Source organism: Pseudomonas sp. AC112 (genome assembly GCF_979253545.1).
On record NZ_CEEDCM010000001.1, the window covers coordinates 2,782,618 to 2,806,536 of the forward strand.

General features: G+C 60.6%; 23 protein-coding genes and 1 pseudogene. 15 read left to right on the plus strand and 9 right to left on the minus strand.

Annotated elements, in window-relative coordinates; translation table 11 throughout:
• Position 1: 1 nt before the first annotated feature.
• Complete coding sequence (gene etfB, locus AC0IYN_RS12840) at positions 2-772, plus strand: electron transfer flavoprotein subunit beta (RefSeq protein ID WP_406596669.1); 771 nt, start codon at positions 2-4, stop codon at positions 770-772.
• Between the two features lie 785 nt (positions 773-1,557).
• Here etfB and gbcA read toward each other — a convergent pair.
• Positions 1,558-2,853 carry a glycine-betaine demethylase subunit GbcA gene (gene gbcA / locus AC0IYN_RS12845; protein ID WP_078050486.1) on the minus strand — a complete coding sequence of 432 codons (1,296 nt, stop codon included), beginning with the start codon at positions 2,851-2,853 and terminating at the stop codon, positions 1,558-1,560.
• A gap of 280 nt (positions 2,854-3,133) precedes the next feature.
• Here gbcA and gbcB point away from each other — a divergent pair, with 280 nt between their 5' ends.
• Entirely contained in the window at positions 3,134-4,234 is a 1,101-nt protein-coding gene (gene gbcB / locus AC0IYN_RS12850; RefSeq protein WP_406596670.1) for a glycine-betaine demethylase subunit GbcB, read from the plus strand.
• A gap of 91 nt (positions 4,235-4,325) precedes the next feature.
• Here the strand turns inward: gbcB and AC0IYN_RS12855 are convergent, their stop codons facing one another.
• Positions 4,326-4,526: a hypothetical protein gene (locus tag AC0IYN_RS12855; protein ID WP_406596671.1), complete on the minus strand. Its 201-nt coding sequence runs from the start codon at positions 4,524-4,526 to the stop codon at positions 4,326-4,328.
• A gap of 176 nt (positions 4,527-4,702) precedes the next feature.
• Positions 4,703-5,743 carry a threonine aldolase family protein gene (locus AC0IYN_RS12860; RefSeq protein WP_028618222.1) on the minus strand — a complete coding sequence of 347 codons (1,041 nt, stop codon included), beginning with the start codon at positions 5,741-5,743 and terminating at the stop codon, positions 4,703-4,705.
• Positions 5,744-5,833: 90 nt separating this feature from the next.
• Here AC0IYN_RS12860 and AC0IYN_RS12865 point away from each other — a divergent pair, with 90 nt between their 5' ends.
• From AC0IYN_RS12865 to AC0IYN_RS12905, 9 genes and pseudogenes are all read left to right on the plus strand, one after another.
• Entirely contained in the window at positions 5,834-6,571 is a 738-nt protein-coding gene (locus AC0IYN_RS12865) for a TraX family protein (protein WP_457266846.1), read from the plus strand.
• A gap of 241 nt (positions 6,572-6,812) precedes the next feature.
• Positions 6,813-8,066 carry a serine hydroxymethyltransferase gene (gene glyA, locus AC0IYN_RS12870; protein WP_090401748.1) on the plus strand — a complete coding sequence of 418 codons (1,254 nt, stop codon included), beginning with the start codon at positions 6,813-6,815 and terminating at the stop codon, positions 8,064-8,066.
• Positions 8,067-8,088: 22 nt separating this feature from the next.
• The gene (locus AC0IYN_RS12875; protein WP_471841662.1) at positions 8,089-9,339 is read left to right on the plus strand and encodes a sarcosine oxidase subunit beta family protein; all 1,251 of its coding nucleotides are present in this window, start codon (positions 8,089-8,091) and stop codon (positions 9,337-9,339) included.
• Positions 9,340-9,354: 15 nt separating this feature from the next.
• Entirely contained in the window at positions 9,355-9,657 is a 303-nt protein-coding gene (locus AC0IYN_RS12880; RefSeq protein ID WP_010207083.1) for a sarcosine oxidase subunit delta, read from the plus strand.
• The gene (locus AC0IYN_RS12885) at positions 9,654-12,671 is read left to right on the plus strand and encodes a sarcosine oxidase subunit alpha (RefSeq protein WP_458376029.1); all 3,018 of its coding nucleotides are present in this window, start codon (positions 9,654-9,656) and stop codon (positions 12,669-12,671) included. The genes AC0IYN_RS12880 and AC0IYN_RS12885 overlap by 4 nt, the downstream gene beginning before the upstream one ends.
• 124 nt (positions 12,672-12,795) lie before the next feature.
• A complete protein-coding gene (locus tag AC0IYN_RS12890; RefSeq protein WP_406596674.1) occupies positions 12,796-13,428 on the plus strand; it encodes a sarcosine oxidase subunit gamma in 633 nt (210 codons plus the stop codon).
• A 10-nt stretch (positions 13,429-13,438) separates the two neighbouring features.
• The gene (purU, locus tag AC0IYN_RS12895) at positions 13,439-14,296 is read left to right on the plus strand and encodes a formyltetrahydrofolate deformylase (RefSeq protein ID WP_471841666.1); all 858 of its coding nucleotides are present in this window, start codon (positions 13,439-13,441) and stop codon (positions 14,294-14,296) included.
• 188 nt (positions 14,297-14,484) lie between these two features.
• Positions 14,485-15,684 (plus strand): formaldehyde dehydrogenase, glutathione-independent, encoded by a 1,200-nt coding sequence (gene fdhA / locus AC0IYN_RS12900; protein ID WP_078050476.1) that lies wholly within the window; start codon positions 14,485-14,487, stop codon positions 15,682-15,684.
• 620 nt (positions 15,685-16,304) lie between these two features.
• Positions 16,305-16,529 (plus strand): annotated as a pseudogene (locus tag AC0IYN_RS12905) (formaldehyde dehydrogenase, glutathione-independent); the annotation flags it as partial.
• Positions 16,530-16,575: 46 nt separating this feature from the next.
• Here the strand turns inward: AC0IYN_RS12905 and AC0IYN_RS12910 are convergent.
• The 5 genes from AC0IYN_RS12910 to AC0IYN_RS12930 all read right to left on the minus strand — a co-directional run bounded on the left by AC0IYN_RS12910 (position 16,576) and on the right by AC0IYN_RS12930 (position 19,505).
• Positions 16,576-16,959 carry a hypothetical protein gene (locus AC0IYN_RS12910; RefSeq protein WP_457239349.1) on the minus strand — a complete coding sequence of 128 codons (384 nt, stop codon included), beginning with the start codon at positions 16,957-16,959 and terminating at the stop codon, positions 16,576-16,578.
• A gap of 158 nt (positions 16,960-17,117) precedes the next feature.
• Positions 17,118-17,522, minus strand: a complete 405-nt coding sequence (locus AC0IYN_RS12915) for a hypothetical protein (protein WP_457266850.1) — start codon at positions 17,520-17,522, stop codon at positions 17,118-17,120.
• A gap of 139 nt (positions 17,523-17,661) precedes the next feature.
• A complete protein-coding gene (locus tag AC0IYN_RS12920) occupies positions 17,662-18,120 on the minus strand; it encodes an anti-sigma factor domain-containing protein (RefSeq protein WP_406596678.1) in 459 nt (152 codons plus the stop codon).
• A gap of 75 nt (positions 18,121-18,195) precedes the next feature.
• The gene (locus AC0IYN_RS12925; protein ID WP_406596679.1) at positions 18,196-18,873 is read right to left on the minus strand and encodes an anti-sigma factor; all 678 of its coding nucleotides are present in this window, start codon (positions 18,871-18,873) and stop codon (positions 18,196-18,198) included.
• Positions 18,870-19,505, minus strand: coding sequence for a sigma-70 family RNA polymerase sigma factor (locus AC0IYN_RS12930; RefSeq protein WP_471844781.1), 636 nt, complete (start codon positions 19,503-19,505; stop codon positions 18,870-18,872). The genes AC0IYN_RS12925 and AC0IYN_RS12930 overlap by 4 nt, the downstream gene beginning before the upstream one ends.
• A gap of 136 nt (positions 19,506-19,641) precedes the next feature.
• Here AC0IYN_RS12930 and AC0IYN_RS12935 point away from each other — a divergent pair, with 136 nt between their 5' ends.
• Complete coding sequence (locus AC0IYN_RS12935) at positions 19,642-20,214, plus strand: DUF2780 domain-containing protein (RefSeq protein ID WP_078050471.1); 573 nt, start codon at positions 19,642-19,644, stop codon at positions 20,212-20,214.
• Here AC0IYN_RS12935 and AC0IYN_RS12940 read toward each other — a convergent pair.
• Complete coding sequence (locus AC0IYN_RS12940; protein ID WP_471841672.1) at positions 20,211-21,098, minus strand: acyltransferase; 888 nt, start codon at positions 21,096-21,098, stop codon at positions 20,211-20,213. The two genes, AC0IYN_RS12935 and AC0IYN_RS12940, sit on opposite strands and share 4 nt — an antisense overlap.
• Before the next feature lie 173 nt (positions 21,099-21,271).
• On the opposite strand from AC0IYN_RS12940, the gene rloA2 reads away from it, so the two are divergent.
• From rloA2 to creC, 3 genes are read left to right on the plus strand one after another with little or no spacing between them, the layout of a single operon-like run.
• Positions 21,272-21,772, plus strand: coding sequence for a retropepsin-like aspartic peptidase RloA2 (gene rloA2 / locus AC0IYN_RS12945; protein WP_025858771.1), 501 nt, complete (start codon positions 21,272-21,274; stop codon positions 21,770-21,772).
• Positions 21,773-21,781: 9 nt separating this feature from the next.
• Positions 21,782-22,450, plus strand: coding sequence for a two-component system response regulator CreB (creB, locus tag AC0IYN_RS12950; RefSeq protein ID WP_406596681.1), 669 nt, complete (start codon positions 21,782-21,784; stop codon positions 22,448-22,450).
• Complete coding sequence (gene creC, locus AC0IYN_RS12955; protein ID WP_471841675.1) at positions 22,450-23,889, plus strand: two-component system sensor histidine kinase CreC; 1,440 nt, start codon at positions 22,450-22,452, stop codon at positions 23,887-23,889. The genes creB and creC overlap by 1 nt, the downstream gene beginning before the upstream one ends.
• The last annotated feature ends 30 nt before the right edge of the window (positions 23,890-23,919 follow it).

Sequence of the window (23,919 nt, forward strand, 5' to 3'; positions counted from 1 at the left end):
CATGACCACGAATGTAATCAGCCTGGTGTCCATCGGTGCCCACCCTACCTCCGGGCGCCCGCGCCGTGCCGAGCAGGATGCGCGTGCTGTCGAGCTGGGCCTGCAATTGGCTGGGGATAAGTTGCAGGTGCTGCACGCGGGCAACATCGCCGAGCCGACTTTGCGCAGCTACCTGGGCATGGGCTTGCCGCAATTGCAGGTGCTGGAACAACCGGCCGGCAGCGATGCCTTGCCGGTGCTCAGCGAGTACCTGCGTGATGCCGGTGCCCAAGTGGTGCTGGCCGGCAGCCAGGCGGAAACCGGGGAAGGTTCGGGCATGTTGCCGTTTTTGCTCGCCGAGCAATTGGGCTGGCCGTTGATTGTCGGGCTGGCGCAGGTGGAATCCATCGACGGCGGCGTGGCCCATGTGCTGCAAGCCTTGCCACGCGGCCAGCGGCGGCGCCTGAAGGTACGCTTGCCGTTCCTGGCGACGGTGGATAACGCCGCGCCCAAACCCCGGCAGAGCGCCTATGGCCCGGCGCAACGCGGTGAGTTGGAGGCCCATGAAGTTGAAATCGAACAAGACGAGTTATTCACAGGCGCCGTGCTGCAGCCGGCCAAGCCACGGCCCAAGCGCCTCAAGGTGATCAAGGCCAAGAGCGGTGCGGACCGTATGAAAGCCGCCACGGCAAAGGCCAGTGGCGGCGGCGGGCAAGTGCTGAAGGGCCTTAGCCCGGAAGCGGGCGCCGAGGCAATTCTCAAGCTGCTGGTTGAGGAAGGCGTCGTACGCTGATCGAAGGGGCGTGTGGGAGGCTTACCCACAATCCCTGTTGACCCGTCTGTGGATAACCTGTTCGCGGTTGTCCACACCCCCTGTGGATCAAGCCCTGTAGCCCTCTGTACGAAAAACAACCAGGCTAACTGACGGTTTTTACTTGGGTTTTTTGTTGCTCTCGTGCATTTCGCCGGGCCGACTTGCCCCCATAGTCTGTTGGCGCTTCTGTGGATAACATGTTCGCTCTCGGCTGCAGCCCTTATTAATCAAGGCTTTTACCGTATTGATCAAAATATGATCAAATTGGTTTTTTTCCCCGGCTGAAATCCCTGGAAACCGCGTTTTATGAAGGTTTGAGGTGGTTTTCCACAGCACTGTTCAAGTTGCCCCCAAAGTCTGTTGGTGCTTCTGTGGATAAGGTGTTCGCGTACCGCTACAGGCCCTATAATTCGTGGCTTGTATCGTTTTGATCAATTAATGAACAAAGCTGCGTAAATCCGACTGACTGGAATAAGTCACGGATTTTCTTGATTTAATTTCGAGGAGAAGACGTACTTGCCCACAATTGCTGTGGGTGGCTTTGTGGATAAGTTGTTGGGTAATGGCTGGAGGGCAGAGCTCCAGTGGCTCCCAAGGGAATTGATCGTTTTCTGAACAATAACGATCTCTGCATGAGCCGGCTTGCCGGCGATAGCAGTAAATCAGTCAATACTTGCTTCAACAGACGCATCGCAATCGCCGGCAAGCCGGCTCCTACAGGGAATGTATTCCAAATGTAGGAGACGGTATGCCGGCAATAGGGTTTATTCGTGAACGGCCACGCCTTTGAGGTACGGCGCCGGGGCGGCGCCCAAATTGCTCAGCATGCGCTCGCTGTACCAGTCGACGAAGTTCACCACGCCAAACTCATAGGTCTTGGAGTACGGGCCAGGCTGGTAGGCGGTGGAGTTGATGCCGCGCTGGTTCTCTTCGGCCAGGCGGCGGTCCTGGTCGTTGGTGGCGTCCCACACTTCGCGCATGCGCGCCGGGTCGTAGTCCACGCCTTCCACGGCATCCTTGTGTACCAGCCACTTGGTGGTGACCATGGTCTCCTGGGCGCTGATCGGCCACACGGTGAACACAATGATGTGGTCGCCCATGCAGTGGTTCCACGAATGTGGCAGGTGCAGGATACGCATCGAGCCCAGGTCCGGGTTCTTGATGCGGCCCATGAGTTTGGCGCAGCCCTGCTTGCCGTCCATCGTCATCGACACGGTGCCCTTGAGCAGCGGCATGCGCACGATACGGTTACGCAGGCCGAAGCTGGCGTGGGCGTAAGGAATCTTCTCGGCATCCCAGGCGGCGGCAGAGGCGGCGACGTGATCCTTGAAGGCCTGGTCGGCACGCGGATCGGTAACGTCGTCCCATTCCAGCAGGGTTTTCAACAACTCCGGGTGCGACGCATTGCAGTGGTAGCACTCGCGGTTGTTTTCCAGCACCAGCTTCCAGTTGGCTTTTTCCATCAAGGTGGTTTGCACCGCCACCTTGGTGTTCTCCATGTCGTACGGTTCCATGTAGTGGTTGAGCGTCGACAGGAAATCATCGATAGCCGGCGGGTTCTCCGACAGGCTGATGAAGATGTAGCCGCCAGCGGTCTTCACGTTCACAGGCTTCAGGCCGTACTGCTTCATGTCGAAGTCGGCGCCCATCTCGGTGCCGGCGAACAGCAGGCGCCCGTCCAGTTCGTACGTCCACTGGTGGTAGTGGCAAACGAGTTTGGCAACCTTGCCCTTGTCGCTGGTGCACAAGCGCGAGCCACGGTGGCGGCACACGTTGTGGAAGGCATGCACCACACCTTCGGCGCCACGGATCACGATGATCGGGTTCTTGCCCACTTGCAGGGTCAGGTAGTTGCCCTTGGTGGGGATCTCGCACGTCATGCCGGCGATCAGCCACTCTTTCTGGAAGATCTCCTGCATGTCGATATCAAACAACCGCTCATCAGAGTAGAACGGCTGTGGCAGCGAAAACGTGCGCTCGCGCTCTTGCAGCATTTGCGCGGTGGCCTTGCGTGCGGGTTCCAGCGGATCGCCCAAGCTTAAGGTTGCGGTGACGTCCATCGTGTGTGTCCTCATGGCCATTCTGTGTGGCCGAGATAAGTGGCTAATCAGGTTTGCAGCAAGGCGTAAAGAAAGCGTCTGTGTTGGGAGCGAGTGTGGGGCCGGCGATGCGCCGAACCTTATCCATGGGCGACATGGCCCAATCTGATCCCGACGCGCAACCCTAGGTCGTTGGGGGCTGGTCGCGATAAGTATGTGAATGTCGCAGATAGGTAAATGGGTGGTTCTTGCGTTACGCAGAATCGCCACCATAAGGCCGAAGTCGGCGGTGGAGAACAACATGTCCAGCAATTTCCTGAATCCGGTAACCACCCAGACCTGGGCCAATGGTCGGCACATCGTCCGTTGCGTCAAAGTCATCCAGGAAACCTGGGACGTGCGCACGTTCTGTTTCATGGCCGACCAGCCGATCCTGTTCTTTTTCAAGCCGGGGCAGTTCGTCACCCTGGAGCTGGAAATCGACGGCCAGCCGATCATGCGTTCCTACACCATTTCCAGCTCGCCATCGGTGCCCTACAGCTTTTCGGTGACGATCAAGCGCGTGCCGGGTGGCAAAGTCTCGAACTGGCTGCACGACACCCTGCACGAAGGCCAGGAACTGGCGGTGCACGGGCCGGTGGGGTTGTTCAATGCCATCGACTTCCCGAGCCCGAAAGTGTTGTACCTCAGCGGCGGCGTTGGCATCACGCCGGTCATGTCCATGGCGCGCTGGTTCTACGACACCAACGCCAACGTCGACATGACGTTTATCCACAGCGCGCGCTCTCCCAAGGACATCATCTACCACCGCGAGCTGGAGCACATGGCGTCGCGGATCGACAACTTCAGCCTGCACCTGATCTGTGAGAAGCACGGCTTGGGTGAGCCCTGGGCAGGTTATCGCGGTTACCTGAACCACAAGATGCTCGAACTGATGGTGCCCGACTTCCTGGAGCGCGAAGTCTTCTGCTGCGGGCCTACGCCGTACATGAACGCGGTGAAGCGCCTGCTCGAAGCGGCCGGTTTCGACATGGCGCGGTATCACGAGGAGTCCTTCGGCGCCACGCCGCCGGAAGCCCGTGCAGACGCGGTGGAGCAGGCCGAGCAAGCCGCCGATGCGCCGGAAATCGACTTGGCGGATTTGCATCAGGTGGAATTCATTGCCTCGGGCAAGAGCATTCGCGTGGCGCCGGGCGAAACCGTGCATGCCGCTGCTGCGAAGCTTGGACTGCTGATCCCGAAAGCCTGTGGCATGGGCATCTGTGGCACGTGCAAAGTGATGAAGCTGGGCGGGGAGGTCGAGATGGACCACAACGGCGGCATCACTGAGGAAGACGAAGCCGAAGGCTACATCCTGTCGTGCTGCAGCGTGCCGAAGGGTGATGTGCGCATCGAGTTCTGACCAATGATCGTTCCCACGCAGAGCGTGGGAACGATCAACAGTCCCGCGTTGCAGGTCATGAGTCTGCGGCGTGGGTCTTAGGCGCTAACGGTTATTGGGCAAAGATATGGACTACAAAGTGCTGGCCTGATGCTGTCAATTCATAGGCTTTTTCGTAGATCCTCAATGTCCTTGATGGCTCTCGGATGGTGTCACCGACTTTTGCGTGTTTCCTAAATTCATCCCAATCAATGACGGTGGTGCTGATCGTGCCGTCGCTCTGCAGGGTGTTGCCGTTGTTCTGATATTCCATGATGTAACCCTCTGCTGGATTTCCATTTCCGACCGATTATTCGGCAGGCAGTCAACCCCGGAGTAACGCGTCCGTTTGTTCGGGGTGACGAGATCCTAGCCAAGACAGGGGGTAGATAGATACTGTCAGAAATACGTACAAACAGTCTCTGAAAACGCGCTGAAAGGCCCGTGGTTTCAGGCCTCCATCACTTTCCGAATATCCGCCGCCAATTCTCTTACACGCTCTTCCTCGGTATCCCACGCACACATAAAGCGTGCGCCGCCTTTGCCGATGAAGGTGTAGAAGCGCCAGCCCTTGGCGGTCAGCGCCGCAATGGCTGGTTCCGAGAGTTGCAGGAACACGCCGTTGGCCTGCACCGGGAACATCAGTTCCACGCCAGGAATATCCGCCACCAGACTGCTCAGCAGTTGAGCGCAGTGGTTGGCGTGGCGTGCATGCTTGAGCCAGGCGTCGTTTTCCAGCAGGCCTACCCAGGGGGCAGACAGGAAACGCATTTTCGAGGCCAGTTGGCCGGCCTGTTTGCAGCGGTAATCGAAATCTTCGGCGAGCTTGTGGTTGAAGAACAGGATCGCTTCGCCCACGGCCATGCCGTTCTTGGTGCCGCCAAAGCACAGCACGTCCACGCCGGCTTTCCAGGTCAGGTCCGCCGGCGAGCAGCCGAGGAACGCGCAGGCGTTGGAGAAGCGCGCGCCGTCCATGTGCAGGTTCAGCCCCAACTCTTTGCAGGTCACGCTGATGGCGCGTATTTCATCCGGGGTGTACACGCTGCCGACTTCCGTGGCTTGGGTCAGGGTGACCACGCGTGGTTTGGGGTAGTGGATGTCCTGGCGCTTGAGGGCGATCTCGCGGATCGACTCCGGGGTCAGCTTGCCGTTTTCGGTGCGGGCGGTGAGTAGCTTGGAACCGTTGGAGAAAAACTCCGGCGCGCCGCATTCGTCGGTTTCGACGTGGGCGGTTTCCGAGCAAATCACGCTATGGTAGCTCTGGCACAGTGAAGACAACGCCAGGGAGTTGGCAGCAGTGCCGTTGAAGGCGAAGAACACTTCGCAGTCGGTTTCAAACAGGTTGCGGAAACCGTCGGCGGCGCGGTGGGTCCATTCATCATCGCCGTAGGCGCGCTGATGGCCCTGGTTGGCTTGTTCCATGGCGGCCCAGGCTTCCGGGCAGATGCCGGAATAGTTGTCGCTGGCGAATTGTTGGCTCTTGTCGGTCATGGCCCATTCCTGTGGTCGATGTTGGTGCGCACTGTAACCAAGATTGTCGCGGGTGCGCACGCACTGTAAATGCAAAGTCACTGGGGAATTATGCACGGTACTGAAACGATGCCTGTCGGACGCGTCCGTGATGGCGCTCTGGATCTGCTCAAGTGGCTGGCGCTGTTGAGCATGGTGCTGGACCACTTGCGCTATGTCGGTTTGAGCCTGGACGGCCTGTATGTGCCGGGGCGCCTGGCGTTCCCGTGGTTTTGCCTGGCGATTGCGGCCAACCTCCATCGGGCGAGAAATTCACCTGTCACTGGCCAGTGGCGGTATCTGGGCTGGCTGTTGCTGTTCAGCGTGATCAGCGAAGTGCCTTACCGACTGTTTATCGATGATGCCGATACATTGAACGTATTGCCGACGTTGGCGTTGGGCTTGCTTATTGCCAGAGGATGGCAGCAGAAAGCGCCTTTTGATCGCGGATTGGCGGTGATCGCAGCCACGATTGCGGCGGTGTTTTCCACTCAGCTGATGTTCGGTTTTTTCGGTGTATTACTGCCACTGGCGATGCTGCTGGTGTTCCGTCGTCCTTGGTATTCCAGCGTATTGCCGGGCGTGGTCTGCGTCGCCGCCAATCAATGGCAGGTTCTGCTCAATAGCGGCACGCTTGTGGCGTTGGCGGGGTTGGCGACTTGTCTGATTGCGCCAATGCTTGGCGTGGTCCTGTTGCGACACGCCGAAAACACCGCCCCACTACCCATGCGCCGCTGGGCCTACACCCTCTATCCCCTGCATTTCCTGCTGCTGCTACTGGTCCGCCAGATCATCGCCCAGCCCTTGTAGGAGCTGGCTTGCCGGCGATCCAGGCACCTCGGTCTACCAGCCGAACCGCGGTGATGCCATCGCCGGCAAGCCGGCTCCTACAGGGGCCTATTCCCACATTTGTTTCGGTGTTGTTTGAGCAATGTCGTAAACGCACCTTTGCGTGGCGTCCGTAGGCATTTGACCTGTCTGCGCCAGCCCTACCATCGCATCAAAGGGCCCTGCACGGGCCTCAACAATACGAAAGGCTGGGAGAGACGCGATGTTCAGCAAACAAGACCAGATTCAGGGATATGACGACGCACTGCTGGCGGCGATGAATGCCGAAGAGCAGCGCCAGGAAGATCATATCGAGCTGATCGCGTCAGAGAACTACACCAGCAAACGCGTGATGGAAGCCCAGGGCAGCGGCCTCACCAACAAATACGCCGAAGGCTACCCGGGCAAGCGCTACTACGGTGGCTGCGAGCACGTGGACAAAGTGGAAGCCCTGGCCATCGAACGCGCCAAGCAACTGTTCGGCGCCGATTACGCCAACGTGCAGCCACACTCCGGTTCTTCCGCCAACAGCGCGGTGTACCTGGCCCTGTTGAACGCCGGTGACACCATCCTTGGCATGAGCCTGGCCCACGGCGGCCACCTGACCCACGGCGCCAAGGTGTCGTCCTCGGGCAAGCTGTACAACGCCGTGCAGTACGGCATCAACACCGACACAGGCCTGATCGACTACGACGAAGTCGAACGCCTGGCGGTTGAGCACAAGCCGAAGATGGTCGTCGCCGGCTTCTCCGCTTACTCCAAGACCCTGGATTTCCCACGCTTTCGCGCCATCGCCGACAAGGTCGGTGCGCTGCTGTTCGTCGACATGGCCCACGTCGCCGGCCTGGTTGCCGCCGGCCTGTACCCGAACCCACTGCCCTATGCCGACGTGGTCACCACCACCACCCACAAGACCCTGCGCGGTCCACGGGGCGGCCTGATCCTGGCCAAGGCCAACGAAGAAATCGAGAAGAAACTCAACGCTGCGGTATTCCCCGGCGCCCAGGGCGGCCCGCTGATGCACGTGATCGCCGGCAAGGCCGTGTGCTTCAAGGAAGCCCAGGAACCTGGCTTCAAGGCCTACCAGCAACAAGTGATCGACAACGCCCAGGCCATGGCCAGCGTGTTTATCAAACGCGGCTACGATGTTGTGTCCGGCGGCACCGACAACCACCTGTTCCTGGTCAGCCTGATCCGTCAGGGCCTCACCGGCAAAGAGGCGGACGCCGCCCTCGGCCGCGCCCACATCACCGTCAACAAGAACGCCGTGCCGAATGACCCGCAGTCGCCCTTCGTGACCTCGGGCCTGCGCATCGGCACTCCGGCGGTGACCACGCGTGGTTTCAAAGTGCCGCAGTGCATCGAACTGGCTGGCTGGATCTGCGACATCCTCGACAACCTCGGCGACGCCGATGTCGAGGCCAACGTGGCCAAGCACGTGTCTGCCCTGTGCGCTGATTTCCCGGTTTATCGCTGAGCGCGGTTTTGGAGTAATGACTATGCAACGCTACTCAGGCTTCGGCCTCTTCAAGCACTCACTCAGCCACCACGAAAACTGGCAGAAGATGTGGCGCACGCCGACCCCTAAAAAGGTCTATGACGTGGTCATCGTCGGCGGCGGCGGGCATGGTCTGGCGACCGCCTACTACCTGGCCAAGGAACACGGCATCACTAACGTGGCCGTGGTCGAGAAAGGCTGGCTGGGCGGCGGCAACACCGCGCGCAATACCACCATCGTGCGTTCCAACTACCTGTGGGACGAGTCGGCGCACCTGTACGAACATGCGATGAAACTGTGGGAAGGCCTGTCCCAGGACCTGAACTACAACGTGATGTTCTCCCAGCGCGGTGTGTACAACCTGTGCCACACCCTGCAGGACATCCGTGACTCCGAGCGCCGTGTGAGCGCCAACCGCCTCAACGGCGTGGACGGCGAATTGCTCAATGCCAAGCAAGTGGCCGATGAGATCCCTTACCTCGATTGCTCCAAGAACACCCGCTACCCGGTCCTCGGCGCCACCGTGCAACGTCGCGGCGGCGTGGCCCGTCACGATGCCGTGGCCTGGGGTTTTGCGCGTGCCGCCGACGCCCTCGGCGTGGACTTGATCCAGCAGACCGAAGTGATCGGCTTTCGCAAGGAAAACGGTGTGTGCATCGGCGTGGAAACCAACAAGGGTTTCATCGGCGCCAAGCGCGTCGGTGTGGTGACCGCCGGTAACTCCGGGCACATGGCTTCGCTCGCCGGGTTCCGCCTGCCGATCGAATCCCACCCGCTGCAAGCGTTGGTGTCGGAGCCGATCAAGCCGATTATCGACAGCGTGATCATGTCCAACGCCGTGCACGGCTACATCAGCCAGTCCGACAAGGGCGACCTGGTGATCGGCGCCGGTATCGACGGCTACAACGGCTACGGCCAGCGCGGTTCGTACCCGGTGATCGAGCACACCATCCAGGCCATCGTCGAGATGTTCCCGGTGCTCTCGCGCGTGCGCATGAACCGCCAGTGGGGCGGCATCGTCGACACCACGCCGGATGCGTGCCCGATCATCTCCAAGACCCCGGTGCCGAACATGTTCTTCAACTGCGGTTGGGGCACCGGTGGCTTCAAGGCCACGCCGGGCTCAGGCAACGTGTTTGCCGCCAGCCTCGCCAAGGGTGAAATGCACCCGTTGGCCGCATCTTTTTCCATCGACCGTTTCCACAACGGTGCATTGATCGACGAACACGGCGCTGCGGCCGTCGCCCACTAACAGGAGAAATTCCCTATGTTGCATATCTTCTGTCCTCACTGTGGCGAACTGCGCTCCGAAGAGGAATTCCACGCGTCCGGCCAAGCGCACATCCCGCGCCCGTTGGACCCGAACGCCTGCACCGATGAAGAGTGGGGCGACTACATGTTCTTCCGCGACAACCCCCGTGGCCTGCACCACGAACTGTGGATCCACGCCGCCGGTTGCCGCCAGTACTTCAACGCGACCCGCGACACCCTGACCTACGAAATTCTTGAAACCTACAAGATCGGTGAGAAGCCACAATTCACCGCCAAGGCCTCTGGAGAGAAGGTATGAGCCAGACCAATCGCCTGTCCAACGGTGGCCGCATCGACCGTAATAAAGTCCTGACGTTTACCTTCAACGGCCAGAGCTACAAAGGCTTTGAAGGCGACACATTGGCCGCAGCGCTGCTGGCCAACGGCGTCGACATCATCGGCCGCAGCTTCAAGTACTCGCGCCCTCGCGGCATCTTTGCAGCAGGCGCCGAAGAGCCGAACGCGGTGCTGCAGATCGGTGCCACCGAAGCCACGCAAATCCCCAACGTGCGCGCCACGCAACAGGCGTTGTACCAAGGCCTGGTCGCCACCAGCACCAACGGCTGGCCGAACGTCAACACTGACGTGATGGGCATTCTTGGCAAAGTCGGCGGCAAGCTGATGCCACCGGGTTTCTACTATAAAACCTTCATGTACCCGCAATCGTTCTGGATGACCTACGAGAAGTACATCCGTAAGGCCGCTGGCCTTGGCCGCTCGCCGACCGAGAACGACCCGGACACCTACGACAACTTCAACCGTCACTGCGACGTGCTGGTCGTAGGTGCAGGCCCTGCGGGTTTGGCCGCAGCATTGGCCGCCGCACGCAGCGGTGCCCGTGTGATCATCGCCGATGAGCAGGAAGAGTTCGGTGGTTCGCTGCTGGACTCGCGCGAAAACCTCGACGGCAAGCCAGCCGCGGAATGGGTTGCCAGCGTCATTGCTGAATTGAAAGCCCTGCCGGACGTGGTGCTACTGCCCCGCGCTACCGTCAACGGCTACCACGACCATAACTTCCTGACCATTCACGAACGCCTCACCGACCACCTCGGTGATCGTGCGCCGATTGGTGTGGTGCGCCAACGCATCCACCGTGTGCGCGCCAAGCGTGTGGTGCTGGCGACCGGTGCGTGCGAGCGTCCGCTGGTGTACGGCAACAACGACGTACCGGGCAACATGCTGGCCGGTGCGGTTTCTACTTACGTGCGTCGCTATGGCGTGGCGCCGGGCAAGAAACTGGTGCTGTCGACCAACAACGATCACGCCTACCGCGTTGCGCTGGACTGGCTCGACGCCGGCCTGCAAGTGGTGGCCGTGGCCGATGTGCGCCACAACCCACGCGGCGCACTGGTTGAAGAAGCCCGCGCCAAAGGTATTCGGATCCTCACCGGCAGTGCTGTGATCGAGGCGCGTGGCAGCAAGCACGTCACTGCTGCCCGCGTCGCTGCGATTGATGTGAAAGCGCATAAAGTCACCAGCCCCGGCGAGTGGCTGGATTGCGATCTGGTCGCCAGCTCTGGCGGCTACAGCCCAGTGGTCCACCTGGCCTCGCACCTGGGCGGTAAGCCGACCTGGCGTGAAGATATTCTCGGTTTTGTACCGGGCGAAGCACCGCAGAAACGCGTGTGCGTAGGTGGTATCAACGGTGTCTACGGCCTTGGCGATTCCCTGGCAGACGGTTTTGAAGGGGGCGTGCGCGCAGCCAGCGAAGCCGGTTTTGCGCCAGTGGAAGGCACCTTGCCGAAAGCCCTGAGCCGCCTGGAAGAGCCGACGCTGGCGATCTACCAAGTGCCGCACGACAAGCCAACTGCACGGGCGCCGAAGCAATTCGTCGACCTGCAAAACGACGTGACCGCCGCCGCTATCGAACTGGCGACCCGTGAAGGGTTCGAGTCGGTGGAGCACGTCAAGCGCTACACCGCGTTGGGCTTCGGCACCGACCAGGGCAAGTTGGGCAACGTCAACGGCCTGGCGATTGCCGCTCGTTCGCTGAACGTGACCATCCCGCAGATGGGCACCACCATGTTCCGTCCCAACTACACGCCGGTCACCTTCGGCGCGGTGGCGGGCCGTCACTGCGGGCACATCTTCGAACCGGTTCGCTACACCGCGCTGCACGCCTGGCACGTGAAGAACGGCGCAGAGTTTGAAGACGTCGGCCAGTGGAAACGTCCGTGGTACTTCCCACGCAACGGTGAAGACCTGCATGCCGCGGTGAAACGCGAATGCCTGGCCGTGCGCGACAGCGTCGGCCTGCTGGACGCGTCCACCCTCGGCAAGATCGACATCCAGGGCCCGGACGCGCGCGAATTCCTCAACCGCATCTACTCCAACGCCTGGACCAAGCTCGACGTGGGCAAGGCGCGCTACGGCCTGATGTGCAAGGAAGACGGCATGGTCTTCGACGACGGCGTCACAGCCTGTCTCGCCGACAACCACTTCCTGATGACCACCACCACCGGCGGCGCCGCCCGCGTACTCCAGTGGCTGGAAATCTACCAGCAGACCGAATGGCCAGACCTCAAGGTGTACTTCACCTCGGTCACCGACCACTGGGCGACCATGACCCTGTCCGGCCCCAACAGCCGCAAACTGCTGGCGGAAGTCACCGACATCGACCTGGACAAGGACGGCTTCCCGTTCATGACCTGGAAGGAAGGTTTGGTCGGCGGCGTACCGGCCCGTGTGTTCCGGATCTCGTTTACCGGTGAGCTGTCGTACGAAGTCAACGTGCAGGCCGACTACGCCATGGGCGTGCTGGAAAAAATCGTCGACGCCGGCAAGAAGTACAACCTGACCCCGTACGGCACCGAAACCATGCACGTGCTGCGGGCGGAGAAGGGCTTCATCATCGTCGGCCAGGACACTGACGGCTCGATGACCCCGGATGACCTGAACATGGGCTGGTGCGTCGGCCGCACCAAACCGTTCTCGTGGATCGGCTGGCGCGGCATGAACCGTGAAGACTGCGTGCGCGAAGAGCGCAAGCAACTGGTGGGCCTCAAGCCGGTCGATCCGAAAGTATGGCTGCCGGAAGGCGCGCAGTTGGTGTTCGATCCGAAGCAGTCGATTCCGATGAAGATGGTCGGCCACGTGACATCGAGCTATGCGCATAACTCCCTGGGTTATTCGTTTGCGATGGCGGTGGTGAAGGGTGGCTTGAAGCGCATCGGCGAGCGGGTGTTCTCACCGCAAGCGGATGGCAGCGTGATCGAGGCGGAGATTGTGTCCTCGGTGTTCTTCGACCCTAAAGGCGAACGCCAGAACATCTGACAGACCGAGGTGCCTGCATCGCAGGCAAGCCAGCTCCCACAGTTGGAATGCGTTTCCCTGTGGGAGCCGGGCTTGCCCGCGATGAGGCCAGAACAGACACCACAGCATTCAAAACAGGTGCTTTATGACAGCAGCCAATGTTTACCAACAACGCCCCACCACCGGCGCCAAGGCCGAGTCGTCGCTGCACCATGCCGACCTCGCCAGCCTGGTCGGCAAGGGGCGCAAGAACGCCGGCGTGACCGTGCGTGAAAAGAAACTCCTGGGCCACCTGACCCTTCGTGGCGATGGCCATGACGCGGCGTTCGCTGCCGGCGTGCACAAAGCCATCGGCATCGAATTGCCCGGCGCCTTGCAAGTGATCGTCAAGGGTGAAACCAGCCTGCAGTGGCTCGGCCCGGATGAGTGGTTGCTGATCGTGCCAAGCGGTGAAGAATTCGCCGCCGAGCAAAACCTGCGTGCCGCGTTGGGTGAGTTGCACATCCAAATCGTCAACGTCAGCGGCGGCCAGCAGATCCTCGAACTCAGCGGTCCTAATGTGCGCGATGTGCTGATGAAGTCCACCAGCTACGACGTGCACCCCAACAACTTCCCGGTGGGCAAGGCGGTGGGCACGGTGTTCGCCAAGTCGCAACTGGTGATCCGCCACACGGCTGAAGACACTTGGGAGCTGGTGATTCGTCGCAGCTTCTCGGACTACTGGTGGTTGTGGCTGCAGGATGCGTCTGCCGAGTTCGGCCTGAGCGTTCAAGCCTGAGGAATGACCCATGAGCCGCGCACCCGATACATGGATTTTGACCGCCGACTGCCCCAGCGTGCTCGGCACGGTGGACGCGGTCACCCGCTACCTGTTCGAGCAGGGCTGCTACGTCACCGAGCACCACTCGTTCGATGACCGGCTTTCGGGCCGTTTTTTCATCCGCGTGGAGTTCCGCCAACCCGAGGGTTTTGACGAACAATGTTTCCGCGATGGCCTGGCCACCCGTGGTGAAGCCTTCGGCATGATCTTCGAACTCACCGCGCCGAACTATCGGCCAAAAGTGGTGATCATGGTCTCCAAGGCCGATCACTGCCTGAACGACCTGCTGTATCGCCAGCGCATCGGCCAACTGTCGATGGACGTGGTCGCGGTGGTGTCCAACCACCCCGATTTGAAACCTTTGGCCGACTGGCACCAGATTCCCTACTACCATTTCCCCCTCGACCCCAACGACAAACCGTCCCAGGAGCGTCAGGTGTGGCAAGTGGTGGAAGACACCGGCGCCGAATTGGTGATCCTTGCGCGCTACATGCAAGTGCTGTCGCCGGAGCTGTGCCGCAAGCTGGATGGCAAGGCCATCAACATTCACCACTCGTTGTTGCCGGGGTTCAAGGGCGCCAAGCCGTATCACCAGGCGTACAACAAGGGCGTGAAGTTGGTGGGGGCCACGGCACATTACATCAACAACGATCTGGATGAAGGCCCGATCATTGCCCAGGGCGTGGAGGTGGTGGACCACAGTCACTACCCCGAGGATTTGATCGCCAAGGGGCGGGATATCGAAGGGCTGACATTGGCCCGGGCGGTGGGGTATCACATTGAGCGGCGGGTGTTTCTTAACGCCAATCGCACGGTCGTTCTTTAGATCGCTATCGCAGGCAAGCCAGCTCCCACATTTTTGAATGTGTTCACAGTTCAAAATGTGGGAGCCGGGCTTGCCCGCGATGAGGCCCTTACAAGCAACGCAAAAACAGCATCTGTAACCCGAGCACTTAACGCGCTGCCCACCCAAAGGGCAACGCGGTTCCATAAAAACAACAGCGAGGTGAAAGCATGTCTGGTAATCGTGGTGTCGTGTATCTCGGCAACGGCAAGGTCGAAGTACAGAAAATCGACTATCCCAAAATGCAGGACCCCCGTGGCAGGAAGATTGAGCACGGCGTCATCCTGCGCGTGGTCTCTACCAACATCTGCGGCTCCGACCAACACATGGTGCGCGGCCGCACCACTGCCCAGACCGGCCTGGTGCTCGGTCATGAAATTACCGGTGAAGTGATCGAGAAGGGCAGCGACGTCGAGAACCTGAAGATCGGCGACCTGGTTTCCGTACCCTTCAACGTGGCGTGCGGCCGCTGCCGTTCCTGCAAAGAGCAACACACTGGCGTATGCCTCACCGTCAACCCGGCCCGTGCTGGCGGCGCCTACGGCTACGTCGACATGGGCGACTGGACCGGTGGCCAGGCCGAGTACGTGCTGGTGCCGTACGCCGACTTCAACCTGCTGAAACTGCCGGACCGCGACAAGGCCATGGAGAAAATCCGCGACCTGACCTGCCTCTCCGACATTCTCCCCACTGGCTACCACGGCGCCGTCACTGCCGGCGTTGGCCCAGGTAGCACGGTCTATATCGCCGGTGCCGGCCCTGTGGGCTTGGCGGCTGCGGCATCGGCGCGCCTGTTGGGTGCGGCAGTGGTGATCATCGGTGACGTCAACCCGATCCGCCTGGCCCACGCCAAGGCCCAGGGCTTCGAGATTGCCGACCTGTCCCAGGACACCCCGCTGCACGAACAGATCGCCGCGCTGCTGGGCGAGCCGGAAGTGGACTGCGCCGTCGATGCCGTGGGCTTCGAAGCCCGTGGTCATGGGCATGAAGGCGTCAAGGCGGAAGCCCCGGCCACCGTGCTCAACTCCCTGATGGGCGTGGTGCGCGTGGCGGGCAAGATCGGTATCCCTGGCCTGTACGTCACCGAAGACCCGGGTGCTGTGGACGCTGCGGCAAAAATGGGCAGCCTGAGCATTCGTTTCGGCCTCGGCTGGGCCAAGTCCCACAGCTTCCACACCGGCCAGACCCCGGTGATGAAGTACAACCGCGCGTTGATGCAGGCGATCATGTGGGACCGTATCAACATTGCCGAGATCGTCGGTGTGCAGGTGATCAGCCTGGACGACGCGCCGCGTGGGTATGGCGAGTTCGATGCGGGTGTGCCGAAGAAGTTTGTGATTGATCCGCATAAGTTGTTCAGTGCGGCATAAAGAGCAGGGCAAATAATAAGGGCGACCCCAGGGGTCGCCCTTATTACTGTAAGCTGCGCCGAAAATTCGGAACTGCTAGTGTCTCTTTAAAGCGGAACGACCTGAAGAGTGTTCCTCTTTATCTTCAGCTAAGAAAGTGGAGATATTGGCGGCGCCTCCTGAAGATCAACTACTGCCTTTATCTTGGATGCCCGAACACGCCAGGGGGTAAGTCAGGTTCTTCTGTAACTGTATAGCAACTGAAGGTGTCGTACTTGGGGTATTTATTCTTCATTGCTTCGATAGCTTCTTGTTCGCTTTCTGCCTGGACGGTGTCATGTAAGGCGCCGACTAGGTCCCCATTTTTTACGATAAGGCATTTGTATTGAGCCATTTTATAACTCCTCAAAATAATAGGTGATTACGGCCCTATTATTTTTCAGTTAGATCCTGGCTGGAACTGTCAAGGTTAACAGTTTTATATATTTTTTTCTTATTGTTGATAGTGTGATTAGCGCTTAGCGCGGCAGATTGCATCGCAGGATGGCCGCACTGCTACGGGAGCTTTCAATCTTTCAAGGCACACAAGGATAGTCGTGCTAATGAGTGCTATGGTTTCCGAACTCAACATCTATTTGACCGGCTTGGGTGGCCTGTACATCAGCGAAGTCCTTGTTGCTACGGATGCCGCCGCAAAAATGGACAGATTGAGCATCCGCTTCGGCCTGGGCTGGGCCAAATTCCTCAGCTTCCACACCGGCCAGACTCTGGTGATGAAGTAAAACCGCAAGTTAGTGTAGATGATCACGGGGGGCGTGCCGAAGAAGTTTATGATTGATCCGCATAAGTTGTTCAGTGCGGCATAAAGAGCAGGGCAAATAATAAGGGCGACCCCAGGGTCGCCCTTATTATTTATTGTGAGTTGAGCCGCAGGTAGGGAGTGGCTGTTACACCCTCTTCAACGACAGTCTTTCCGCCATAGTCACAACGTAGCCTTCCCTCTGTCTGGGTGATGGTCTCTGCCTTGAGTGCGTACCTGGGGGCTAGATAATCGTCATCTGTTCCGGCGGTCTGGCCCTTCCATGTCCTGCCCTTGGTGTGGGCCGAGTATTCATAGCCTTCGCCGTAGGGCGGTGGCAGTCCCGGGTCCGTGTAGGGTTTGGAGTGGATGTCGCTGACCGCTGGGCATTGGCCGATGTCGATGGCCTGGCCCGATGAAGCCTGGTGTGGCCTGCGAAAATCCAGAAGGTTGAGTGCGTTGGCGGCAGCGAAAATATTGGGTATCAATCCGATCATGTCGTCACAGTTCCTTTGTTTGTGGCTGAACCTTCCCGTCGAAAATCGTGAGAAGGCTGCCTTGGGTGGGCCGTGCTGGGCCTACAGTTCCGCAAGAACGTCGACGGCTGGCTGAGGATTTGTGAACGTGAACGGTCGGAATGATTCGGGTGACGTTTTTACTGATGCGCAAATGAGCACATTGAAATTGACAGGCCTTCGCAATACGTGCCTTTCCACTCGCCAATAGGAGGGATAAGGTTCCAGGCAGACACAGGTTTGAGCGCGACCGAAAAGCTCGCGTCGTTATTCATGGGCCCCTTATAGGTGCAGGTGACGGTTTTGTTGTTTGCATCGTACCGGGCATCGTGAAAGGTTGAATCATTCAAGTACGATGCGGCAGCCAACGGGTTTTCACCTGTCCAGGCCCGTCCATCAGGTTGTGACGCCTCATAGCGGTAACCGCCATTGATCATCGCCGTTTGTTTGATGGCTTGGATCGAGGGACAGGTGGAGGTCGCTGCACCAACAGTGTTCACCAGAGCCATCGTGGCCAACATACCTGTAAGTAGTGAGCTTCTCATTACCCACCTCCTGTGGGATGCGGGAAGCCTTATGCTGGGGGTTATTCTCCGTCGATGGCTACTGTGAGAACTGACAGTGCTTTAGAAGAAGTCGAGATCAAACCACGGTTTTTTATTGCCAGGGACGAAAGATGCTGGCCTATCGCGCTGCCAGCGCCCCTTGGTACACCGTCGGCCCCGTCGGCTGTTTACTCACTGATCCACCCTTGGTTTCCGAACTCACCATCAACTCCACCGGCTTGCGGATGCTTTTCTGCTGGCGCGGGTTGAGGCCGATAATGCCTTTGCCATCTTCCGGCAGCAGTCCCAGTGAAACCGGTGCGCTGCCTTCGGGCATGGCCCACAGTTCAAGACTGCGATCAGGCTCGGGTGCTGCCGTGGCGATGGGTTCCACTTCGAGGTAGTCCTTGTGCGCCATGATCTGCGTCGCCGGCTGCTGGGCAGTGGTCACCAGGGTGGCGGCAGACTTGACGTTGTCCTGGGTGTAGAGCGCCCCCCCAAGGCCGGCGATGATGGCCAGGCAGACGCCGATGAACACGCGTGGACGGTTCCAGAAAGGCGGCTTCTGCTCAATCACTTGGGGGCGGGTCGCGCTCATGGGGCTGTTCCTGGCAAGGCTTTAAGTCTTGTCATGGACCCTCGTTTGCGCGATGGGTTCCTGGCCCCGTTCAGCTCAAAGTGATGCCAATTGGCCCTGATACAGCACGGGGCCGGTGGGTTGGCCGGTCGGTGAACCGCCTTGTGGTTCCAGGCTGACGGCCAGGGTTACCGGGGCTTTCAAAAGCGCTTGCTGCTCTGTGCTTAACGGGATTCGACCTTTGCCGGCCACAGGCACCAGACCCAGGGAGATCGGTTTGCCACCGGTTGGAATGACCCATAGCTCAAGCGCGCGCGTCGGCTCGATAGCGGCCAATGTCAGCGGCTCGACTTGCAGGTGATCGCCAAACGCCTTGATCTGCAGCGCCGGTTGCTGGTTGGCCGCGAGCAGCGTGGCGTTGTATTCCACGCCCAGGTCGCGCTGGTACAGCACGCCCACCAGCACCGCGACAACCACCGCGCAGGCGGCGGCCAGTACGCGAATACTTTTCCAGAACGGTCGCTTGGCCGGCAGATGCAGCACCTGCGGCTCGATCCGTGCCTTGATGCCTTCCCACACATGCGCCGGCACCGGTCGCTCGGGCAAGCCGCCGGTCAGGCTGGCGAGCGCGTCCTGCCAATGGCCGAGCTCCACGCGCAGCGCTGCGTCCTCCAGCAGCAAGGCATCGAAACGCCGACGCGCAGTGGCGGGCATCAACCCGATGGCGTAATCGGCGGCCAGGGCGCGGCGCAGGGCGGTGGTCTGGTAGTTCATGATTCAAGGCACCTGCGCAGGCGTTCCATGCCGCGGCGGATCCAGGATTTGACCGTGCCCAGGGGCGCTGCCAAGTGATCGGCCAACTCCGAGCAAGACAGGCCCTGGAAGTACGCCACGGTGATCGATTGGCGCTGCATGCCGTCAAGGGTGTCCAGGCAGCGGTTCAAGGCGCGGGCTTCGCGTTCGTGGTCGAGTTGGTCATGGGCGCTGGGCGAGTCATCAAGCAAGGCGTCCTGCTGGCCGTCGGCCAGCGGCTGCTCACGGTGTTTGCGCAATTGGTCGATGGCCAGGTTGCGGGTGATGTTGACCATCCAGGTCATCGGCGCAGACAGGTGCGCCTCGTAGCGCGAGGCGTTGTACCAGATACGCACGAACGCTTCCTGCAAGACCTCTTCGGCCAGGTCCTGGCGGCCCATGAAGCGCAGGGCCACGCCGTGCAGGCGCGGCGAAACGCTGCGGTAGAGGGCTTCGAACGCCTGGCGATTGCCGAGCGCACATTGGGCCAGCAAAGGCTGCAGCGGATCAGCGTCGGACGCGGAAATAGGGCTTCTCCAGGCTCTGGGTGCAGGGCGATGGGACTGCGCGCGCAAGCGGTGGCAGGCAGAGGTTAGTCCAGGTTGCGCGCGCATTCCATTCACGGCCTTCATCCTCAGGGGGGCGGTGATGGATATACGGGGCAGCGGCGGGTTTGGATGCACTGGGAACAATCCCCCGGGCTGCCCAGTCAAACGCCTGCTTTCACCCCTACACCCAGAGGTTGTTTCGATGAAGATTTCACGCGGTTTCGCCCTTTCCTGCCTGATGACCCTGGCGGCCGGCCCGGTGTTCGCCGCAGGGTTCAGCCTTGGCGACGCGGCCAATGCCATTTCCGGTATGCAGGGTGGCAACAACAAGGCCGCTGCAGCCGCACCGTCGTCCGAGACGGCCGGGTTGTTGAGCGCCCTGACCTCGCAACTGAACATCACCCCCGAACAAGCGGTGGGCGGTACGGGCGCCATGCTGGGCCTGGCCAAGAACAAACTGAGCGGCAACGACTATTCGCAGCTGGGCAATAGCGTGCCGGGGCTCGACCAGCTGTCGGGCAACAATGCGTTGGGTAGCCTCGGGGCCTTGAGCGGGATGCTCGGCCAGACCGGCGGCAGCAAGACCAGCGGCTTGGACGGCCTGCTGGGCAACGTGAAGAACACCAACGACCTGAACACCGCGTTCAGCGCCTTGGGCATGGACAGCGGCATGGTCGGCCAGTTTGCCCCGGTGATCCTGCAATACCTGGGCGGGCAGGGTGCCAGCAGCTCGGTGCTGGGCAAGCTGGCCCAGGCCTGGGGCACCGGCAGCTAAAGCGTCTCCGCGCGCAGTTGCTCAATGCGCGCGTCCTTCTCCGTCCAGAGCTGGTTGACCCAGTTCTGGACGGTCTGGCGAAACGCCGGATCATTCTCGTAATCCCCTTGCCACAACGCCGGATCCAGCTCGCGGGTGCGGATATCAATGATCACCTTCGGTACCGACCCGCAGATTAAATCCCAGAACCCCGGAATCTTTTGCTGTGGGTAGACCACGGTCACGTCGAGCACGGCATCCAGCTGTTCACCCATCGCTGCCAGCACGAACGCCACACCGCCCGCCTTGGGCTTGAGCAAGCGAGTGAAGGGCGAATCCTGCTGCTTGCGCTTGGTTTCGTTGAAGCGAGTGCCTTCAAGGTAATTGACCACCGTCACCGGCTGGCGCTTGAACAGCTCGCAGGCCTCTTTGGTGATCTTCAAATCCTGCCCCGCGAGTTCCGGGTGCTTGGCCAGGAACGCCTTGGTGTAGCGCTTCATGAACGGGTAATCCAGCGCCCACCAAGCCAGGCCGAGGAAGGGCACCCAGATCAGCTCTTTTTTCAGGAAGAACTTGAAGAACGGCGTGCGGCGGTTGAGGGCCTGGATCAGCGCCGGGATATCCACCCAGGACTGATGGTTGCTGATCACCAGGTAGGACGTATCGCCCCGCAGGTCTTCACCGCCGCGAATATCCCATCGGGTCGGGATGCACAGCGCGAAAATCAACTTGTCGATCTCGGCCCAGGTCTCGGCGATCCACATTACCGCCCACGACATGTAGTCACGATAGCGGCCGGGAGCCACCAGCTTGAGCAGGGCAAACACCATCAACGGCCCGATCAGGATCAGGGTGTTGAGCAGCAGTAGCAATGAGACAAAACAGCCGGTGAGCAGGCGGCGCATAAGTAACTCTTGGAATCCTGTGGGCGGGCCATGATAAGAGAGGTGAGTCTAGAGGCCAAATCCCAATTCGCCGGACGAATGTTTCACAATGTGCCGGTTATGCTGGGGTGAGCTAACTAAGTGCTGCCTTTGCGGTCTAGAATCCGCCTACTTCTTTCCGAGGAAATCACTTCGTGAAACTGCTCCTTGCCTCCCTCGCCCTGGCTGCCTTGCCTGTCATGGCCGCCGAACCGACCCTGTACGGTCGCTACGAATACATCCAACTGCCGGAGATCGGCGAAACCTTCAAGGCCAAGATGGACACCGGCGCGCTGACCGCCTCGCTGTCGGCCCGCGACATCGAGACCTTCACCCGTGATGGCGACGATTGGGTGCGCTTCCGCCTCGGCGGCAAGGACGCGTCCAATAAAGTCTATGAACACAAAGTGTCGCGCATCAGCAAGATCAAGAGCCGCGCCGACGAAGACGACGACAAGGACGAACCGTCCGTGGCCAAGCGTCCGGTGGTCGACCTGGAAATGTGCCTGGGCAACGTCAAGCGCACTGTCGAGGTCAACCTCACCGACCGCAGCAGCTTCAACTACCCCTTGTTGATCGGCGCCAAGGCCCTGCGTGAATTCGGCGCAGCGGTCAACCCGGCGCGTCGTTACACTGCTGACAAACCGGACTGCTGACGGACCACCATGGCGCATATCCTGATTGTCGAAGACGAAGCGGCAATAGCCGACACACTGATATTCGCCCTGCAAGGCGAGGGCTTCACCACCACCTGGCTGAGCCTTGGCCAGGAGGCGCTGGCCCATCAGCGCCAGACGCCGGCCGACCTGGTCATCCTCGACATCGGCCTGCCGGACATCACCGGGTTTGAAACCTGCAAGCAACTGCGCCGGTTCAGCGAAGTGCCGGTGATGTTCCTCAGTGCCCGGGATGGCGAGATCGACCGCGTGGTGGGGCTGGAGATCGGTGCCGACGATTATGTGGTCAAGCCTTTCAGCCCTCGGGAAGTGACAGCGCGGGTCAGGGCGATCCTCAAGCGGATTGGCCCCGGTGCTGCGCCGGCGCTGTTCCAGGTTGACCTGGAGCGCATGCAGATCAATTATCGCGGCCAGCCGCTGAGCCTCACGCGCCATGAATTCCGTTTGCTGCAAAGCCTGTTGGAGCAGCCCGAGCGCGTGTTCAGCCGCGAGCAACTGCTGGACGCGGTAGGCGTGGCGGCGGATGCCGGCTACGAGCGCAATATCGACAGCCACATCAAAAGCCTGCGCAGCAAATTACGCAACGTGGCCGCCGAGGCCGAGCCGATCCAGACCCACCGCGGCCTCGGCTACAGCTACAGCCCGAGCAATAGCTGATGCGCCTGGGGCTGCGGATCTTCCTGGTGTACGCGCTGTTTATCGGCCTGACCGGCTACTTTGTGCTCAGCACCGTGATGAAGGAAATCCGCCCCGGCGTGCGCCAGTCCACCGAAGAAACCCTGGTGGACACCGCCAACCTGCTGGCCGAGATCCTGCGCGACGACGTGAAGAACGGCACCCTCGGCCAAAGCCACTGGCCGGAGCTGCTCAAGGCCTACGGCAATCGCCAGCCGGGCGCGACCATCTGGGGGCTGCCGAAAAACCAGGTCAACCATCGCATCTACGTGACCGACGCGAAGGGCACCGTGTTGCTCGACTCCACGGGCGAAGCGGTGGGGCAGGACTATTCCAAGTGGAACGATGTATACCTGACCCTGCGCGGTGAATACGGTGCGCGTTCCACCCGCAGCGAACTGGACGACCCTGCCTCGTCGGTGATGCACGTGGGCGCGCCGATCCGTGACAACGGCCAGATCATTGGCGTGGTCACCGTGGCCAAGCCGAACAGCTCGTTGCAGCCGTATGTCGACCGCACTGAGCGGCGCTTGCTGTGGTACGGCGCTGGCTTGGTGATTCTTGGCCTGTTGCTTGGCGCGGTATTGTCGTGGTGGCTGAGCGTTGCCCTTAGGCGGCTGACAGCCTACGCCGAAGCGGTGAGCGAAGGCCGGCGTGCCGAGTTGCCCCATTACCGTGGCGGCGAACTCAAGCAGCTCTCCACTGCCGTGGAGCACATGCGCACGCAGCTGGAAGGCAAGGCCTACGTCGAGCGCTACGTGCACACCCTGACCCATGAATTGAAGAGCCCGCTGGCGGCGATCCGCGGCGCGGCCGAGCTGTTGCAGGGCGATATGACCCGTGAGCAACAGCAACGCTTCGTCGGCAATATCGACAGCGAAAGTGCGCGCCTGCAGCAGTTGATCGAGCGCCTGCTGAACCTGGCGCAGGTCGAACAACGCCAGGGCCTGGAAGAGCAGGCCAGTATTGCACTGGCGGCCATGGTCGATGAGGTACTCAAGGCCCAGTGTGCCCGTATCGAAGGCGCCGGGTTGCGCGTCGAGCAGACGATTGCGGCGGATGTAAACGTGTATGGCGAACCCTTTCTGCTCCGTCAGGCACTGGGCAACCTGCTGGACAATGCACTGGACTTCACGCCGCCCGGCGGCCTGCTGAGGTTCAGCGCGCAGACGCGACACAACGACGTGCAGGTGAGCCTGTTCAACCAGGCAACGCCTATTCCCGACTACGCCCTGCCACGCCTGAGCGAGCGTTTCTACTCGCTGCCACGCCCGGCCAGCGGGCGCAAAAGCACCGGCCTGGGCCTCAACTTTGTCGAGGAAGTGATGAAGCTGCACGGCGGCGCGTTGCAGATCGGCAATGTCGATGGCGGCGTGCAGGCGGTGCTGCATCTCCACACAGTCTTCACATTGCCCACATAAATCTCCCACACGGGCTGCCCAGACTCTCCC